The sequence below is a fragment of the Aminobacterium thunnarium genome (assembly GCF_055390565.1).
Map to the genome: position 1 here is coordinate 1,270,623 of NZ_AP042412.1, position 16,919 is coordinate 1,287,541.

Sequence of the window (16,919 nt, forward strand, 5' to 3'; positions counted from 1 at the left end):
AAACAGATACGTCTCTCTTTGTTCATCATCGTTAAACGTTAAGGCTTAAGCCTTAAAAGGGAACATCTTCTTTATCGTTGCCTCTGATGGCGGTGTTGTCATAAGAGAAACTACGATGAAAAGAACTATAGAAACAATCATTCCTGGTATATATGGATGGAAATATTCGAGTTTCAAAAGATACCAAAGAGTTGTAACTATTGTTCCGCCAAGGATTGAAGCTAGGCACCCTTCTTTTGTTGCCCTTTTCCAATATATTCCTATAAGCAACGGAGCTGTGAAGGCAGCAGCCATACTCCCTGCTCCAGCTACAGATAGCTGCCAGACAAAAGACCATGGACGGATGGATAAAAGAAGAGTGATAATAATAATCGCTCCTACAGAAAGTCTGTGCACTTTTACCGAATTAATCTTACGAGAAGATGCATTCTTTTGTCTGCGAAGCCAACCATCTTCATAAAAATCTCTGGAAATTGCCGTAGCAGAAGTTAAAACAAGAGCTGCTAACGACGTTAGCCCTGCTGCTACAACTCCACAACTGAAGAGCATTACGATAAATTTGGGCCCCAACTTAGCAACGGAAGGGCTGACCAAGTCAGGATTATTAATAAATTGATCTCCAAATATTAAACGGCCTCCAAACCCTATTACCGTAGCTGCAATCAAAAAGAGCGACATCCATACTGTACTAATAAAAATCGTCATACCTACAGATTTTGCATCTTTCAGGGCAATAAATTTCGTTACTAACTGGGGTTGTCCAAAAGCAACAAGCCCCCATACAAAAGAGTAACTGAAAAGAAGTCCCCACGGTAAAGGTCCGGGTATACCCAATAAGTCAGGATCAATCGTTTTGGCTACTTCTAAAGCCTGACCGACGCCACCTAAGCTTTTAAAAACAAGTGGAATTGTGCAAAGCAAAGCAGCCATTATAACGCTTCCTTGGATGAGGTCTGTCCAAACAACCCCCCAATATCCACTTGTCACCATATAAATCGAAGCAGTTATACATATAACTACAACTGTCAAAAGATAAGGAACACCTGCAAGAATTTGTAGAGCATCTCCTATTCCTTTCAAAACAGCTACTCCATATGGAATTACAAAAATGGCGATAATACACGCACTCACTAAACGCAATGTCTCAGATTCAAAACGAACAGCCAGAAACCCAGGGAGAGACACTACGTTGGCCCTTTCGGAAACAACTCTCATCCGGAGTCCTAAAACAACAAATAACAAGATTCCAACAATCCATGTATTTGCTAAAAGTTCAAGCGAGGCGTACCCCATTCCGTAAAGATAGTACATTGCAGGGCATCCAATAACGGCAACGGTGCTATAGTAGGCAACACAAAAAGAGACTGCTGTAAATACAGGACCTACGCTTCTTCCTCCAACAAGATAGTCTTCATCTGTCGTTACTTTCTTTTTTACAAAAACACCTACTCCTGCGAGTAACACAAGGAAGCAAGCAATAGCGGCTACAATAGGCCATTGAATTGCCATTTCTTGTCACCTCCTTCAGAAAGTTAATCTTTCATGTCAATCGTATAATACTTATTTACAAGCTTTTTCCACCATGTCGAGTTAATAAGTACTAAAGAGAAAAGAATCGCGCCAGGCCCTCCTAAAAGCATTATCCAAAAGATACTGCTTGGTATTCCACATACCGTCGACATTTTGAAGCCTCCTATTTTTCGAGTAGCTCTAAAGATGCGTCTAAAATCTTCTTTCTCTGTACAAGTTCTTCTTCGCGTGCAAGACGTGCATCTCCTGTCGGGTTATTTATGGCAACACCCTTTACAACTCTATGACAGCCTATTCTTTCTGCGATCCCAGGCATGGCTGTTATCATAACTGTAGGAATTCCTACGCGCTCAATTTCTTTTGCAAGCGTTGATCCACAACGCGTACCAGTTCCTCAGGTTCCAGTTACAATAGCTGCATCTACACCCTCAGATCTCAAAAATTCTGCCATCTCGCGGCCCATTCTTTTAGCGGAACTCGTAGCCGTTTCCATACCTGTTGTAGTGAGATAAATGTCAAATAATTTGCCAATGCGGCCTTCCTTCTCTGCTATACGGGCCACGTCAAGGGGAAGTAATCTGTCTGGATCATCGTCAATATTGGCATTTTCAAAACCGGCATGTATAGTCTCGTATTTTCCTTTCTCGAAATCATCCAAGCCTTCAATGGAATATTTGTACCAGTGTTCTCCCCACCAGGATTCGAGTTTATCAGGGTTACCGAAAGGAACCAGACTTCCTTCTGTTACCAGAGCCAAAGTTGCTTTCTTCATGTTGGTCACTGGCTTAGGAGCTTCAACTGCGTCATGTTTGGGAAGGGCAACCTCAGTTACATAAGCTTCTCCCTTAATCTTAGAAAGCAAAAGGGGAAGAACCCTCTCTGCGGCAGTAGACTCATCAACTTCATTCTTTCTTACGCCACGGGGAATGTAATTTTCACGTGCAGCGCTCCCTCTCACTTCACCGTCTTTCACCTTTAAAGCAAAATTCCACATATCCTCCAAAACGTTAATCATCTTTTCTGCTCTATTCGATGTGGGCAAAGCATAGGCAGGATATACAAGCTCCGAACCAGGGTTATCGGGATACATAGCCGTTACGGCAGGAATTCCCAATTCTTGAGTGACAGCACTACAAATTGACGCAGTAGCAACACCATTCCTGCCAGAACCAAAGGCAGGGCTAGCCAAGAAAATATCAGGAGAAGCCGCTTTTATCATGCCAAGAAGCTCTTTTTTTGCCTGCTCCTCATTCTCACCAAAAAAGCTATCTCCGCATACGACTGTCTTGACTACCTCAGCATTACTCTCTTTTATAACTTGCGATAAAGCTAACGCAGGTCCTTTCAATTCTTCAAGTTCGATAGGAATCTGGTCAGCCTTCTCTTCTCCGCCAATTCCAGCAAAAAACTGGTTCATATAGAAAACAACTTTTATCTGATCAGCCATATTTTACAGCTCCTTATTGTTAATATTTGTTTTTAAACTAATAGTCGTAGGCCTTGAGTTTGGCATGTCCCAACATGGAGTTAGCGCTTGCTACAGTGTCGTAAATACTACGTTTAATTGCTTTATTACTGGGGACATCAGTAGCTATCCATGTTTTTCCGCCATATGCAACTTCCATTTCGGGGAATTCCATAAGCTCTTCCGTGTTTCCCGTGCTTACGATCAAATCAGCTTCGGGAACCGAGTCTACGAAGGGAGAACCAGTTCCTTGATGGCCACAGAACTCTGACATAACAATAGCTGTTTTAATGCCTCTCTCCTCACACTCACGACATGCAAGCATGGTTTCCAACAATATATTGCCACCACCTTCACTGGTAATAATGACTCCATCGGCTTCAAGGTGGCGTATAAGGTTTGCTGCATGGGAACTTAAGCGAACTTTATCGTCGTATTCATAGGCATAGCCTCGCTCAACAACAACACCTACGAAGTTGTGTTTAACTCCGTTATCTTTGAAGAGTTCGTTAATAAGAGCATTATCCTGATAATCGTATGTAAAGTTTTTAATTGAAGCGACAAGGGCAGTACTTGCAACAAGAGACCCCTGCAAAATTTCATTGGGATGAATAAGGGTGGGCATTGTTCCAACACAGCTGAATCCGTTGATATACGTATCAAGGGCAGCAGTCGAACCTGAAACGACAAGTAACAGCGCCACATTAGGAAGGTTAGGATCTTTTTTACCGAGGGCATACGTTTCGGTTTTTGAAGGAACCTGGCCAATTGTGACATCTGCAAGATATTTGGCAATCTTTAAACCTGCCTTGGTAACCATTTTGTTGTGTTCAGGGATTGACATCTTATCGCGAGGTAATATTTCCATAACTAAATTATTAGTCTGAGAATATGGGCAAATTTCTGCGGCAGGACCACTCATATCGATGATACTTTCACACTGAACTGTATAAGCATCACTATCAGGGGAATACTCTGTGCATGTAACGACTGCAGCGCCAGGCATCCTGTTCATTGTTCCTTCGGCATAACTAATGGGGGCATCGAGCCAACCAGGAAATATCGCACCCGGGCCATCTACTTTTGTTCTAGGTTCAATAACGTCCCAAACATGAACTATTCGTGCAGAATCTCCGGGTTTGGTCAAAGAATGAGTAACTTCTCCCACATTTTCGTCTTCTCGAATGAGAGCTTCGACTTCTGCACGGTTAATTGACAATACCCCTTCTTTATAAAAGGTACTATCTCCAAAAGCAATACTGCGTACTTCATAGATATTACTGACTAATTCCAGCATTAGAGTACGTCCCTCCTATTCTGTTTCCAAAACTTGCTTATAAGAATAGGAGGTTTGTTATCGTATTAACATCGCAGTAACAACGTTTTATAGATAGCAAAAAATGCGATTTATGGAGTAGCAGAAAATGCTAGATGAAAAATCGGATAGTTTTTACTTGTCGAATTCGAAAAAGCCCTTGCGTATTGAGTATCGAATGAGATCAACTATCGTTTCACAATTCAACTTCACCATAATATTGGTACGATGAGAGTTAACTGTATTTTTACTTATGTGTAAAATTTGACTGATTTCGTTCACACTCTTTCCATCAACAAGCAACTTTAAAACATCTAACTCTCTCTCTGTCAAAGTTACCTCTGAAGAAGTAGGCCCCTGCTGCATAATCTGTGTGTAATCCTTAGAAATTATCTTACTGACTTCCTCGCAGAAAAACATTCCACCAGAAGAAATTGCACGAATAGCCAAAAGAAGATCTTTTGAAGTGCAATCTTTTAAAACATATCCCTTTACCCCTACACTAATCATTTCAGAAATAATGTAATTATTGGCATACATTGAAAGAGCCATTACTTTTGTAGCCGGACGTTCTTTTAGGATAATTCGAGCTAAATCCACACCTTTCATACCAGGCATGGCAATATCGAGAACAATAACATCCGGCGCCTCCATATTTTTTAACATTTCAAGAGCTTGCGGCCCTGAATAAGCCACTCCTAAAACGTGCATATCCGGTTCATTGGAAATAAGAACCTGGAGGCCATCAAGAAAAATTTTATGATCATCGACAAGAAAAACATTTATCATTTTATACGTCCCACATCGACTGTGTGTTTTCGGGAAGAGAAATAGGGGCTGTCATATATATGGTGCTCCCTTTATCTGGTTCCGAATAAATTTCTATGCTCCCACCAATATATTTCAACCTCTCTCGAATGCTGAAAAGACCAAAATGATGGGGGTCGTTTCTATGCTTGCTAAATGGGTGAGAAAACCCAATGCCGTCATCTTCTACGATCACACGCACCATTTCGCGTCCTCTACGAAGTAATACACTTACATTCTGAGCCTTTGCATGCTTTATAACATTGACGAAAAGTTCTTTAACCATCTGGTAAAGAAGAACACATACATTATCATCGATACCCTGATCAGAAAGCTTTCCATCGTAGGAAAAGTGGATATTGTGATTTTCAAAAATAGACTCTCCTAATGCTTTCAAAGCTGCTCCTAATCCTACTTCATAAAGTACTGGCGAGCTTATCTGGAAGGTAAGATTTCTCATTTCGTGAAGAACATTTTCAACAAGGACAGTGGCTGCATTCAACTCATCTTCTGCTTCTTTTGAAGAAAGCAACGGCTTCATCTTCTCAAAATGCTGAATGAGATTTACAAAGGAATAGCCCATTTTATCGTGAATTTCAGAAGCTATTTTTCTTCTGGTTAACGCCTCTGAAAGAGAAAGCTGTATTACAAGCTGTCTTAGTTCTTCACGATATTGATGAAGTCGATCTTTACTAAAAGCAAGAGCTTTTTCCGACTTTTTCAGATCAGAGAGATCCCAAAAAAGAACGGCCACCTTATCGGGCAAAACGGGAAAGGCAATACCCCTCATATGGCTGGAGCACTCCTCGCTGAATCCCTCACAGCAACATGTTTCCTTCGATACAGCTGCATCAAGAATGTTTTTTAGCCAATCTCCAGAGGCGCTCCATATCTCTTTAAACGTTTTGCCAATAAGATATTCTCTCGGGAAACGAAAATACTCTTCATATACTGGATTAACATGCAAGAATTTAGCATCTATAGGAATCCCCTCATCGTCATAAACAATCTGATAAAGAGCAAAGGGTTCAAATAGATTCTCTAAAACTCTATGATATTGATTTTCTATATGTTTATAGAGATGAGCACAGGTAGGACACGTATTTTGACACTGTTCCCATGCCTCTTGTAGTGTTCGACCTTTCAAGAAACTTCCTCCTTAGTCTTTAAAAAACCAATTGTAGTGTAAATGTACTGAGAGCGAAACGAGGTGAAACGTCCCGCTTTTATTTGTTATTGCGAATCTCCCGTAGATAGCCATAAACGGTAAAACGGCTCTTCCCAAGTTCTTTGCAGAGCGTTTCCACAGCACCCTTAAGACTAAAGAATCCTTTTTCTTCGAGAGACTGTAAAATTTCAAGTTTTTCCTGCTTCGTCGTATATCGTAACGGTCTTCCTCCACGTTGAGCCCGAGTTTCTTCTAACATTTCTTTAAGCAGAGACTCAGAAGAAGGCACAAAGGTTTCAGACTGAATGCTTGGCGACGACAAGGCCGTTGTACACGTGAGTTCTTCAAAAAGGCTTTTGAGCATTCTTGCCCGCGTCATATCGTAGTTTATGCATAAAAAGCCTATTATTTTAGCGTTATCATCCCGAATAATACTTACACTCGAACGCATAGCACATCCATCAGGGGCATGAGAGGGGTAATTCGAAATAAAATCAACGTTATTATAGTCGCTGCTTTCAAGCAGATACTCACCAAAGTCAGTAAGAGGAGAATCCACTGTTCGTCCTGTCAGTTCCCCGTGGGCTATGGCAATTATTTTGTGTTCACCCTCTGATACATCATGGAGAACCACTTCATAGTCAGAACCTAAAGTCTGTTCTAACATTTTTACTAGCGGAATGAATGGAACTAAAAGGGGATGACATTTTTTATTCATTACACACCGATCCTCTCTACTAAACAAAAAAAGAGCGGATTTCTCCGCTCTTTCATTTTATCACGATACGTTTCTTATCATAGTCTGCTTCTTTTTTACAGACGTATTTCTTGACCAACTCCGGCTTCTTTTGCTCTTTGATAAATTGTATAGGCAGCTACAACATCAAGTGTTGCAAAACCAACAGTCTTAAAGAGCGTGATTTCGCTATTGCTTTCTCGCCCTTTCACGTCATTTTCTATAAGGGCACCAAGTTCTCCGTGAATTCTGTCTTCTGAAAATTTACCTTCCCTCGTTGGGATGATAAAATCTCCAGCTTCTGCCAAAACAGCCTCTTTATTATCAACAAAAATTTTATCGGCTCTCTCGATAAGAGCAGAATCAAGTTCTTGCATTTCTGGCGTATATGCACCTACACCGTTGACATGGGCACCTTGCTTTATCTTTTTACCGTCAAAAACAGGGCGTCTAGATGTTGTAACAGCTGTAATAACATCAGCATCTTCAACAGCTTCGTCGGGAGATTTAGCAACTCTGATCTTCGCATTGAATTTTTCGGATAAAGCCTTCTGAGCATCAACAAAAGCCTGCGAGCGGTCTATATCAATATCGAATACCCTCACTTCTTTTAAAGGACGAACTGTTAACAGAGCTTCCAATTGAGAAGCGGCCTGTCCGCCTGTTCCAAACAAGGCACCTACAGTAGAATCTTCTCTCGAAAGGAGTTCTGTAGCAGCACCGGCAATAGCGCCTGTTCTCATCTGGGTAAGAGTGGTTCCTTCAATAATAGCTGAAACAAGACCTGTCTCTCCATCAAGCAATACCATAGTTGCAGGAACTGCCGGTAAACCTTTTTTACTATTTTCAGGATAGACAGAGACAATCTTAACCCCACAGGCATTAATATCCTTAGCATAAGCAGACATGAAAAGACTCTGACCATCTTTCAACGAAAAATTTGTTCGCAGAGGCACATCACTCATGCCTTTATAGTGAGTTACGAAAGCCTGTTTATCTGCCTCGATGGCATCACGCATTGTAAATACTTTTAAAATATCCTCGCGAGAAATCAATAACATACGAAACCCCTCCCCTATGCTTCGCTTTCACACAGTTTCTTAGCTTTAAATAATTCTTCGTACAACATACTTCCGCCAGAATAAAGAACTACTGCTGCAACAACCCACTGGATCATGGAAAGATTGAGACTTTTTACAATAAAGACTGCTGCCAAGACTCCTATGATTCCGAAAACGCTGGAGAAAAACGTAATTTTACGTCCGTACTGTCCAAGGCGAACAAACTCCATAGCACCCATAGGAACTGAGAATGTGCATGCTCCCATCATAATGGGGAAAGCTACTGCAGGATTGACTCCAAGTGCGTAAATAGTAGCCATTGTAGGAGCATAAGAACCAATACCTACATTATTTAAAGCCCCGTAAATGAAGAGAAGGACAACGGCGATTATCAACTTGGAACCAGTAAGTCCAACGGCATCGCCACCAGAAGGAACAAGATTAAATTTACCGGCAAGAATAAACATAGCTGCTACAACAAGACCAGCTCCCATAAACTTTCTGATTGTGCCGGCGGGAAGTTTGACAACAAATCGTGGCCCCACATAGGCGCCAATCATTTGAGCGACAATACACGATACGAGAGTTATTGTGTCAACGCGAATTGTCGAAATATATGCAAGAGCCATAACAGCTACAGGTATAGCGCACTGAGTATTAAGGGTTCCCGGCAACTTCGTATCACTAACGAATTTTTTTGCACGATACAAAATTGTCGAAAGAGCAAAATCGGAAATGCCAAAAGTAGAAAGAAAGAACACCACTGCCCCCCAGACAGCTAGAAAGAGATTGTTTCCAGGCTCTGCCCATGCTTCTTTTCTATGCTTCAAAAAGTCTGAAGCAAATCGAAAAGCATAAAGACCATTCACAAGTGCGATTAATACGAGTAATACCTTAACCACTACGTTCACTCCCTTTCGATTGGTTCGACAGATAGTTATATCTATCACGTTCACAAGACACTGTATCCGAATTCAACATTATTGTCAATATCACAATTTTATGTTGATATTTTCTAAAAAGGACGCTTTTTCTGATACACTACTAAAGTAATAAGATTCCCTTGACAAATAATGTTTGATGGAATAAACTTTTTTAGAAATAACAGGGAGGGCGATCAAAATAGTCTCCGCTCGAATAGAAGATTATCTTGAAGTAATTTTTTCTCTTGAAATTCATGGGCATGAAGCCACAGTGACAGAGCTTGCCGAACGATTGAAGGTAACGAAAGGCACTGTTGTTTCTGCTGTGAAAAAGCTTGTCGAAGCAGACATGCTCGACCATGAGCCTTATGGCGCCGTAGCTCTTACTGAAACAGGAAGAGAGCGTGCTTTAAGCGTGTATAGGCGTCATACCCATCTCTATTTTCTATTTACCGAGCTGCTCGGTTTTGGAAAAGATAAAGCATGGGATCTGGCATGCATTATGGAACATGAAATGGACGACGAAACCGACGGCCGTTTGCTGGCCTTAACAGATTTCTTCTGCCGGGCGCAGCGTGAAGGTGCTACATGGCTCAAAGAGCTGCAAAGTGAAATGGATGACCCTTCCCGTCTTCCGTGTCCCCTTGTCACGCTCAAGCCCGGCATGAAGGGTATTATCAACAGAGTTACATCTGAAGGATCTCTCCGTAAGCGATTGCTTGAAATGGGGCTAGTTCCTGGATCAGAAATAGAAATGGTAAAGTCTTCTCCCCTGGGAGACCCTATAGAGTTTGAAACGCGAGGCATGAATATTGCTCTACGTCGCAGCGAAGCTGCTACCGTGTGGGTACGACGCAAGAAGGAGGATGAATGAGATGATGCCACTTAATTTCGTTCATGAAGGCGCGGTGGTGCGTATTGAAAACATGGCAGGTGGAATGTCTTTCAGAAAAAGAATGGCCGAATTGGGATTACTGCCTGGCGCTACATTTACGGTTCTCCGTACGGGAGGCGGTCCCTTCTTATTGAAGGTGGGAGAAACTCGTCTCGCCCTTGGACAAGGTGTTGGAAACCGCATTTTCGTCAGAGAAGTGTAAGTAAAGGGCAACAGGCATTAGGTATTTATTTCTAAGCTAGGAGCAATGCTCCTTTTTTTTGCTCCTTTTTAAGTTTTATTAATCAAACAAAGAGGTGGGAAATTTGAGTAAACCAGAAATACTTCCCTTAAGTGAATTGCCAGCTGGCAGTCTTGCTGTTGTTTCTAAGGTGGAAGGAAGTGCCGAACTGAAACGGAAGGTGCTCGAAATGGGGTTAGTTCCGGGAACCCCCTTGATGATTCGAAGAAAAGCGCCTCTGAACGATCCTATATCCATTTCATTTCGAGGCTATGAGCTGAGTCTGCGTGTTTACGAAGCTGAAACAATTTTAGTGAAAAAAGCCGGTTGCGGTGAATGTGGCGGGAATTGTGGATCTTGCTGGGGGTGCCATTAGACGATGGGAAACACGACGCTTGCACTTGCGGGGAATCCCAATACGGGGAAAACAAGTCTTTTTAACTTAATAACTGGATCAAAGCAGCATGTAGGGAATTGGCCAGGAGTCACTGTAGAACGCAAGGAAGGGTTCTTCAGCTACGATGGGATGGATTTCACACTCGTCGACCTGCCTGGCATTTACAGTCTGGGAGCCGCTTCCATCGATGAACAGGTAGCCTCTGAATTCCTTATGACGGCAAAACCCAAGCTGACTATCACCGTTGTTGACGCTTCAAATCTGGAAAGAAGCTTATATCTTGTTTTGCAGATGCTCGAAGCCGGGCAATCTCTCGTCGTGGCCTTAAATATGTCGGATATCGCAATAAACAAAGGTATTCGCATCGATCATAAGAAACTTGAAGAAGCTCTCGGCGTACCTGTAGTTTCAACTGTGGCGAGAGAGAAAAAGGGAATTAACGACCTGATAAAGACTGTAAAGAAACGTGTTGACGCCAAGGAACCTGAAGTCCCCTTGATGATACCCTACGGAAAAACTGTTAACCAATCACTTGAAAAACTAGCGAAGGCAATAAGCTCTGTAGCGTTGAGAGAGATGGGAATGAGCCGGCAACTGGCCGCCCTTCGACTAGCTGAAGGAGATGCTGTTATTCTTTCTGTACTTGAGAAATGCGGTGAGGCCGAACATATTCGAACTCTTCTCGATGAAGAAAACGAACGACTTGAACAGGAGCTTGGCTACGATCTTTTAACAGCAGTGATAGAACGACGCTGGAACTTTATTTCCACACTCACTCAGAAAATAGTAGAGCGAGACATTTCCCTTAAAAATGAGCTCACTCTCTCGGACAAAATAGATCGAATAGTAACTCACAAAATATGGGGACTGCCGATATTTCTTCTTATAACTTGGTTTATGTTCCGCTTTACCTATGCTATTGGCGATCCCATTGCAGATTATCTTGGCGGAGCTATTGCCATGTTTGGAGAAAAGGTAACTTTCCTTATGCAAAATGCCGGATTACCATCTCTTGCAGGAAGTTTCGTGGCAGACGGCGTTATTGGAGGCGTAGGGTCAGTCGTCGTGTTTTTTCCTCACATCCTGATCCTCTTTGCCTTTATCGCTATTCTCGAAGATTCTGGCTATATGGCTCGTGGAGCTTTCGTTATGGACAGAATCATGAGAGCTATAGGGTTACACGGAAAGAGTTTTATACCGATGTTAATGGGTTTTGGCTGTAATGTCCCCTCCATTATGGCAACCCGAGTTCTGGAACGTCCTCGAGACCGCATGATTACTCTTTTAGTATTACCCTTTATGAGCTGCTCTGCCCGACTTCCTGTCTACTTACTTATAGCAGGGGCATTCTTTGGTTCCCACGCAGGAACAGTCGTATTTTCGCTCTACGTGTTGGGAATCGTTATTGCAATCATTTCTGCGAAGATACTGGGAAGCACCCTCTTTAAAGGTGAATCTTCTCAATTTGTTATGGAATTGCCGCCCTATCACCTGCCCCAAGTTAGAGCTGTTGCAATAAGCGCATGGGAACGGGCCGGTCTCTTCTTAAAAAAGGCAGGAACCATTATCTTCGGAGCCGTTGTTCTTGTCTGGCTGCTTGGAAGTCTACCCTTTGGAGTGGAATACGGATCTCATGAAAGCATCATTGGCCAAATAGGAGACGTCATTGCTCCAATTCTGGCTCCTGCAGGCTTTGGTTTCTGGCAAGCTGGCGTAGCGCTCTTCTTTGGATTTTTAGCAAAAGAAATTGTTGTAGGAACACTGGGCACTCTCTTAGCTGGCGGCGAAGAAGGATTAGCTGCTGTTTTGCCTACTCTTTTCACTCCACTAAGTGCCTATGCTTTTCTTGTAATGACATTGCTTTACGTACCATGTGTAGCAGCTGTTGCCGCTTTCAAAAGGGAAACTAATAGTTGGAAATGGACCTTTTTCATGGTCGGGTACACTACTCTCATCGCCTATGGCGCATCTGTTCTCGTTTATCAGGTCGGACGACTATTAGGCTTTTAATAAATTCGGGAATAAAATCTGTCCCCAAGAGTGGCGCTCAAAGCCATCTTTCCCTTAAAACCAGCAACATAGAAACAAGCAGAAAAGACCTCCATAGCGAGGTCTTTTCTGCTATCTTGCGATTTTATGACTCCACTACTTCGTAACTTGTAGTGAGAAAAGCTCCCTTATTTTCAAGCTCTTCAAGGGCATGTCGACTGTCATCTGGCTGTACGTTAACGCCTCTCATGCCATCTGTAATAACAAAGACCTCAAAACCTTCGTTCAAAGCGTCAAGAGCCGTACTCTTTACACAATAGTCTGTAGCCAGGCCACATATAAATACTCTCAATATAGACTGCTCTCGAAGCTTATGAAGCAGATCGGTTCCTTCAAAGGCTGAATAGGCATCTTTATCTGGTGCGGTTCCTTTACTTACAATGACCGCTCTTTCAGGAATATATAAATCAGGATGGAAGGCTGCTCCCCTCTCGTTCTGAACGCAATGGGGAGGCCACAGGCCACCCTGCGCCTTAAAACTCACATGATCTGACGGGTGCCAATCTCTGGAAAAGTACACAGGAATATGCCGATTTTCGCAGTAACGAGAGAGGGCATTTATAACAGGAACAACATCGTCGCCACCAGAAACGGCCAATGCTCCTCCTTCACAAAAATCATTTTGCACATCAACAATTATAAGTGCGTCTCCTGTAGTTAAAGACATATAACCACCACCTTTAGTGGCTATTATAAAACCCTTCTACTTTTGAAGCACGAGGAAAAGGCTAGATTCATCGACTTCTTCAATTTTGTATCTGCAACCGCTCTCTTCGGCAAAACGCTGAAAACCTTCGAACGTATATGTGTTGGCTACGAATCCATCTTTACATTCAATATGGCCGTTTTTCGTCTTTTCCATATCAAGCTCACCAAGCAATCCCTTATCGGCCTGCTCTTGGAACCAAGCCACCCTATGATTCCAGAACTTCGCACTGTATGTGCTAAAATACGCCTTTCCTCCTGGGACGAGAACTTTAAGACTCTGATCTATAAGATTTTTTTCCTTTCCCTTTAAGGCGGAAATGCCATTCTGGAGGCAAAGGACAATATCGAAAGGCTCGTCGAACTGAAGATTGTGAGCATCCATCACCTTTATTTCGCAATTGAGGCAATCTTTCAGGTACTCTTCTCCTAATCTGACGGAATCTGGGGAAATGTCGATACCGACGAGGGTTCCTACATTCGGAGCAAGCTCTTTCATGATTCTTCCGTAACCGCACCCTAATTCCAGAACTCGTTCATAACCATGTAAATCACGGCGAACAAAGTTCAACTCTTCTCGAAAATACTGTTTTACCCTGTCGATCTTGGTATCGTAAACTTGGAACAATTTCATAGAATTGAGCTTTTCTGCATAATAGTTACTCATTCCATCGCCTCCATGGCATAGTCAAGTTGGTGAATCAACATGCGTACAGACGCTAGAAAAGTACGGAATGAACGTCGTGAAGGTGGAAATTTAATGAACGCAAACATTATAGAGGGATGAGAAGAAGGCTGTCAAACGTGTGTTTGTAGAATTAATGTGGCTGTTTTAAGGAACAAAAAAACCGCTCTTCGCATGAAGAGCGGTAATACACAAATGGCGTGCCAGACAGGAGTCGAACCCGTGACCTTCGGTTCCGTAGACCGACGCTCTATCCATCTGAGCTACTGGCACGTTTATCTCGAACGCAGGAAATATTACCACGGAACGGGCATTCATGCAACCTTTAAAAGGTCTCTTTTATATTTTTTGTTCTTTCCTATGACTATTTTATTACATTTTACTGTAACTATTATTTACATCTCCATTAGGGAATATATAGTCATCGCTATGTTAATAAAACAAGTTACTGCATTTATATAAACTTGATCTAGCTCACTGCTTTTTCCTAGGTAAAAAACGGTCCCTATATGTCACTAAAATAAATACTAAACCCCTTATACAGATGCGTATGCCTAATCTTTATTAGAAATAGCATTATTTCATCATTTTATCGTAATGATTTTTATAACCGTTTTGCTCAAATACTAATCTAAAAGCTTCTTTAAAATCATTGTAATCAAATTCCTTCAAGTCGAAAATATTTTGTCCTTCAGAATGTGATTCTCTGTTAATGAAACGACTAAATGCTTGATATTTTATCCCATCCAAAGGTTTTTTTTGAAAAAGATCATTTAATGCGATGTTTTCCGTAAAGTTAAAAAAATACTCTATAATATTACGCATGCAATTCGCGATTAACGCGGGCGGTTGTTTCGCGTCTTTTATAACAGACCAATAGGATTGATAGTCATTTTGAATTTCCTCATATTTCATATCTTCAACTTGACTTCCTTTAGAATCTTTTGTTATTCTAAACAACTTTTGATTTTTCCTTCTTCTCTCTTTTTTTCTATCAGCTAGTTCATAAAAAAAATAAAGGCTATGTGTTAAAACGAAAAATTGCTCATATTTGTTATTTTTAAAGAAATATTTATATATCATCCTCCCAACACTAAACACATAAATATGTGATAAACTTGAAATAGGATCATCAATAACAATAATCTTTTTATCAGTACTGCTAGAATCTCTCTCATTGCCCTCGCAGAACTCTTTAAAATAAAGGAAACTTATGATCATTTTTTCACCCTCACTAAGGGAGCGAAAAATGTCCTCTGACTCTCCAGCATTTCTCACCAATCTATATTTAGTTTTGTCACATTTTTCAATTTTAAAACCGTCTATTCCGAGTTCAAGAAGATTTTGATTAATATGAGCAATGGCTTCTTCAATATTGCGCGTTTTCTTACGTTCTTCCTCGCGCTCGTTTTCCTTTCCTTTTATTTCTTGATCTATGCTTTTTATGTTATTATCTAAATCTTCTATTTTTCTGTTTATATACTCAGATTTTTGTTGATACTTTGATAATAAAAAATCGTAATCCCATCGCATTATTTCCCAAAACTGTTTTTTCACATTATCTAGATAAACATCCCTATCAACTACCTTTAGATTATGCTTATTGATTTTTACATTAATCTCTTTTACAAACTGATTAAAAGAATCAAGATGTTTTCGAGAATCTATGAGTTCTATAACCTGACTAGGTGATTGCAACTTTTCTTGAATTTTATTTTTGTTATTATCAAGACAGTTTTTTAAGCTGTTATATAAATTGAGTAATTTGTTAAGGTTGCCATCTTCTTCAGCTAGAAAACCATTTTTTTCATATATGTCTTTATTGGGCAAAGAATCAATGCCCCTTTCATAGTCACTTAATAAGTGTTTCAAAAAATCAATATTTTTCTCATACTCTTCATTAAAATAACTTCGTATTTCATTAGCCAATGCCCGCGTAATAGTTTTTTGTTGACAAAAAGGACAAATCTCAGCTTCATTTGAAAATTCTTGTGGAATATACTCTATCCCTTGTTTTACCCAATCTGAATTATTCAGTTTCTTAATTAATCCAGCAATAGCACTATCTTCATTACCAACAATTTTTTTTTGAAAAATCGAATCTTTCTCAATGATTCCATTTGAGAAGTTTGTTTTTGGCAATAAGTCATATTCCTGTGCCACATTATCTTTAAAGGGTTTAACTTCTTTTTCTAGTTCTTTAATAGTTTTTTCCGGCCTCCGTTCCGGTTTAGAAGTCTCTAATAAGCGAGTCAATAAGTTGTCTTTATTACTTTTTACTCCTTTAAAACAATAATCTAAAACACGATCTCCACCTGTATAGTCCTCTTTAATTTTCCACGTTTCATCTTTAGTGTCATTCTTTATTTCCGTTAGTTTCTTCGTATGTTCGTCTCTTGATTTTTCTTTATCTTCTTTATCTAACCTAAGTTTTTTTATATTTTCATCTAATTTTTTTATTTTTTCCAAAGCCTCTTTATTCTCTTTAGATAGGGTAAAAATGCCTTGCAAATCATCTTCGTAAAAGGTATCTTCTATAAACTGACGATTATAAACGCATATTTTTTCATCATTAAGACCTTCTATTAGACAATTTTCGAATCGTGAGTCTTCCCGATTATATAAAAAATCAGATATAGTGCTTTTACCAGAACCATTTAATCCATAAATAAGATTTATCTTTTTATCTGTTTCAATTACTGTATCCTCTCTATAGCTTGCTACTTCTTTCATCAAGATTTTATTAATCATAGCTCCTCCTTGCCTAAAAATTTAAACAATATTTTTATTAAATTTTACCATTATTTTTTCTTTATGTTATACACATTTGAAATGTTTATCATTAATATAAAAATCTATATGACTTCATCAATAATTCGTTTCTTCTTTAAATGTAAGAACGAACTTGTAACTCTTTGTTTCGATAAAAGAGAGCAATATTTTGGGGGATATTTGGGGATTTA

17 protein-coding genes and 1 tRNA gene are annotated in these 16,919 nt (G+C 40.4%); 4 read left to right on the top strand and 14 right to left on the bottom strand.

Features of this window, described 5'->3' with window-relative positions; all coding sequences use genetic code 11:
• Positions 1-45: 45 nt before the first annotated feature.
• The 10 genes from ACZ5GY_RS06350 to ACZ5GY_RS06395 form a co-directional block, all read right to left on the bottom strand.
• Positions 46-1,509 (bottom strand): sodium:solute symporter family transporter, encoded by a 1,464-nt coding sequence (locus ACZ5GY_RS06350; RefSeq protein ID WP_464111661.1) that lies wholly within the window; start codon positions 1,507-1,509, stop codon positions 46-48.
• Between the two features lie 23 nt (positions 1,510-1,532).
• Complete coding sequence (locus ACZ5GY_RS06355) at positions 1,533-1,682, bottom strand: hypothetical protein (RefSeq protein WP_213691055.1); 150 nt, start codon at positions 1,680-1,682, stop codon at positions 1,533-1,535.
• An 11-nt stretch (positions 1,683-1,693) separates the two neighbouring features.
• Positions 1,694-1,846 (bottom strand): hypothetical protein, encoded by a 153-nt coding sequence (locus ACZ5GY_RS06360; protein WP_464111662.1) that lies wholly within the window; start codon positions 1,844-1,846, stop codon positions 1,694-1,696.
• A 78-nt stretch (positions 1,847-1,924) separates the two neighbouring features.
• Complete coding sequence (locus ACZ5GY_RS06365) at positions 1,925-2,977, bottom strand: glycine/betaine/sarcosine/D-proline family reductase selenoprotein B (protein ID WP_213695155.1); 1,053 nt, start codon at positions 2,975-2,977, stop codon at positions 1,925-1,927.
• 37 nt (positions 2,978-3,014) lie between these two features.
• Positions 3,015-4,292: a glycine/sarcosine/betaine reductase component B subunit gene (locus ACZ5GY_RS06370; protein WP_464111663.1), complete on the bottom strand. Its 1,278-nt coding sequence runs from the start codon at positions 4,290-4,292 to the stop codon at positions 3,015-3,017.
• Positions 4,293-4,445: 153 nt separating this feature from the next.
• Positions 4,446-5,099 carry a response regulator gene (locus ACZ5GY_RS06375; RefSeq protein ID WP_213699434.1) on the bottom strand — a complete coding sequence of 218 codons (654 nt, stop codon included), beginning with the start codon at positions 5,097-5,099 and terminating at the stop codon, positions 4,446-4,448.
• A 1-nt stretch (position 5,100) separates the two neighbouring features.
• Positions 5,101-6,264 (bottom strand): sensor histidine kinase, encoded by a 1,164-nt coding sequence (locus ACZ5GY_RS06380; RefSeq protein WP_464111664.1) that lies wholly within the window; start codon positions 6,262-6,264, stop codon positions 5,101-5,103.
• A gap of 79 nt (positions 6,265-6,343) precedes the next feature.
• A complete protein-coding gene (locus ACZ5GY_RS06385) occupies positions 6,344-7,003 on the bottom strand; it encodes a helix-turn-helix transcriptional regulator (protein ID WP_464111665.1) in 660 nt (219 codons plus the stop codon).
• Between the two features lie 95 nt (positions 7,004-7,098).
• Complete coding sequence (locus ACZ5GY_RS06390) at positions 7,099-8,082, bottom strand: ornithine cyclodeaminase family protein (protein WP_464111666.1); 984 nt, start codon at positions 8,080-8,082, stop codon at positions 7,099-7,101.
• Between the two features lie 14 nt (positions 8,083-8,096).
• On the bottom strand, positions 8,097-8,984 hold the full coding sequence (locus ACZ5GY_RS06395) for a sulfite exporter TauE/SafE family protein (protein WP_213690511.1): 888 nt from the start codon (positions 8,982-8,984) through the stop codon (positions 8,097-8,099).
• Positions 8,985-9,219: 235 nt separating this feature from the next.
• Between ACZ5GY_RS06395 and ACZ5GY_RS06400 the strand changes: the two genes are divergently transcribed.
• The 4 genes from ACZ5GY_RS06400 (at position 9,220) to feoB (ending at position 12,527) form a co-directional block, all read left to right on the top strand.
• A complete protein-coding gene (locus ACZ5GY_RS06400; RefSeq protein WP_323401681.1) occupies positions 9,220-9,879 on the top strand; it encodes a metal-dependent transcriptional regulator in 660 nt (219 codons plus the stop codon).
• Between the two features lies 1 nt (position 9,880).
• Positions 9,881-10,102, top strand: a complete 222-nt coding sequence (locus ACZ5GY_RS06405) for a FeoA family protein (protein ID WP_213690510.1) — start codon at positions 9,881-9,883, stop codon at positions 10,100-10,102.
• 103 nt (positions 10,103-10,205) lie between these two features.
• The gene (locus ACZ5GY_RS06410; RefSeq protein WP_213690509.1) at positions 10,206-10,496 is read left to right on the top strand and encodes a FeoA family protein; all 291 of its coding nucleotides are present in this window, start codon (positions 10,206-10,208) and stop codon (positions 10,494-10,496) included.
• Between the two features lie 3 nt (positions 10,497-10,499).
• Entirely contained in the window at positions 10,500-12,527 is a 2,028-nt protein-coding gene (feoB, locus tag ACZ5GY_RS06415) for a ferrous iron transport protein B (RefSeq protein WP_464111667.1), read from the top strand.
• Between the two features lie 124 nt (positions 12,528-12,651).
• On the opposite strand, the gene pncA is transcribed toward feoB, so the two are convergent.
• The 4 genes from pncA to ACZ5GY_RS06435 form a co-directional block, all read right to left on the bottom strand.
• Positions 12,652-13,233 carry a bifunctional nicotinamidase/pyrazinamidase gene (gene pncA / locus ACZ5GY_RS06420; RefSeq protein ID WP_464111668.1) on the bottom strand — a complete coding sequence of 194 codons (582 nt, stop codon included), beginning with the start codon at positions 13,231-13,233 and terminating at the stop codon, positions 12,652-12,654.
• A gap of 36 nt (positions 13,234-13,269) precedes the next feature.
• Positions 13,270-13,938, bottom strand: a complete 669-nt coding sequence (locus ACZ5GY_RS06425; protein ID WP_464111669.1) for a class I SAM-dependent methyltransferase — start codon at positions 13,936-13,938, stop codon at positions 13,270-13,272.
• A gap of 214 nt (positions 13,939-14,152) precedes the next feature.
• Positions 14,153-14,229, bottom strand: a tRNA-Arg gene (locus tag ACZ5GY_RS06430).
• A gap of 303 nt (positions 14,230-14,532) precedes the next feature.
• Positions 14,533-16,689: an AAA family ATPase gene (locus ACZ5GY_RS06435; protein ID WP_464111670.1), complete on the bottom strand. Its 2,157-nt coding sequence runs from the start codon at positions 16,687-16,689 to the stop codon at positions 14,533-14,535.
• Between the last annotated feature and the right edge of the window lie 230 nt (positions 16,690-16,919).

Bases quoted from the DNA above. Each gene is read 5' to 3' on its own strand.
- ACZ5GY_RS06370 (WP_464111663.1), bottom strand. From the start codon at position 4,292: ATGCTGGAATTAGTCAGTAATATCTATGAAGTACGCAGTATTGCTTTT.
- ACZ5GY_RS06360 (WP_464111662.1), bottom strand. From the start codon at position 1,846: ATGCCTGGGATCGCAGAAAGAATAGGCTGTCATAGAGTTGTAAAGGGT.
- ACZ5GY_RS06375 (WP_213699434.1), bottom strand. From the start codon at position 5,099: ATGATAAATGTTTTTCTTGTCGATGATCATAAAATTTTTCTTGATGGC.
- ACZ5GY_RS06390 (WP_464111666.1), bottom strand. From the start codon at position 8,082: ATGTTATTGATTTCTCGCGAGGATATTTTAAAAGTATTTACAATGCGT.
- ACZ5GY_RS06385 (WP_464111665.1), bottom strand. From the start codon at position 7,003: ATGAATAAAAAATGTCATCCCCTTTTAGTTCCATTCATTCCGCTAGTA.
- feoB (WP_464111667.1), top strand. From the start codon at position 10,500: ATGGGAAACACGACGCTTGCACTTGCGGGGAATCCCAATACGGGGAAA.
- ACZ5GY_RS06435 (WP_464111670.1), bottom strand. From the start codon at position 16,689: ATGAAAGAAGTAGCAAGCTATAGAGAGGATACAGTAATTGAAACAGAT.
- ACZ5GY_RS06350 (WP_464111661.1), bottom strand. From the start codon at position 1,509: ATGGCAATTCAATGGCCTATTGTAGCCGCTATTGCTTGCTTCCTTGTG.
- ACZ5GY_RS06405 (WP_213690510.1), top strand. From the start codon at position 9,881: ATGATGCCACTTAATTTCGTTCATGAAGGCGCGGTGGTGCGTATTGAA.
- ACZ5GY_RS06355 (WP_213691055.1), bottom strand. From the start codon at position 1,682: ATGTCGACGGTATGTGGAATACCAAGCAGTATCTTTTGGATAATGCTT.
- pncA (WP_464111668.1), bottom strand. From the start codon at position 13,233: ATGTCTTTAACTACAGGAGACGCACTTATAATTGTTGATGTGCAAAAT.
- ACZ5GY_RS06365 (WP_213695155.1), bottom strand. From the start codon at position 2,977: ATGGCTGATCAGATAAAAGTTGTTTTCTATATGAACCAGTTTTTTGCT.
- ACZ5GY_RS06425 (WP_464111669.1), bottom strand. From the start codon at position 13,938: ATGAGTAACTATTATGCAGAAAAGCTCAATTCTATGAAATTGTTCCAA.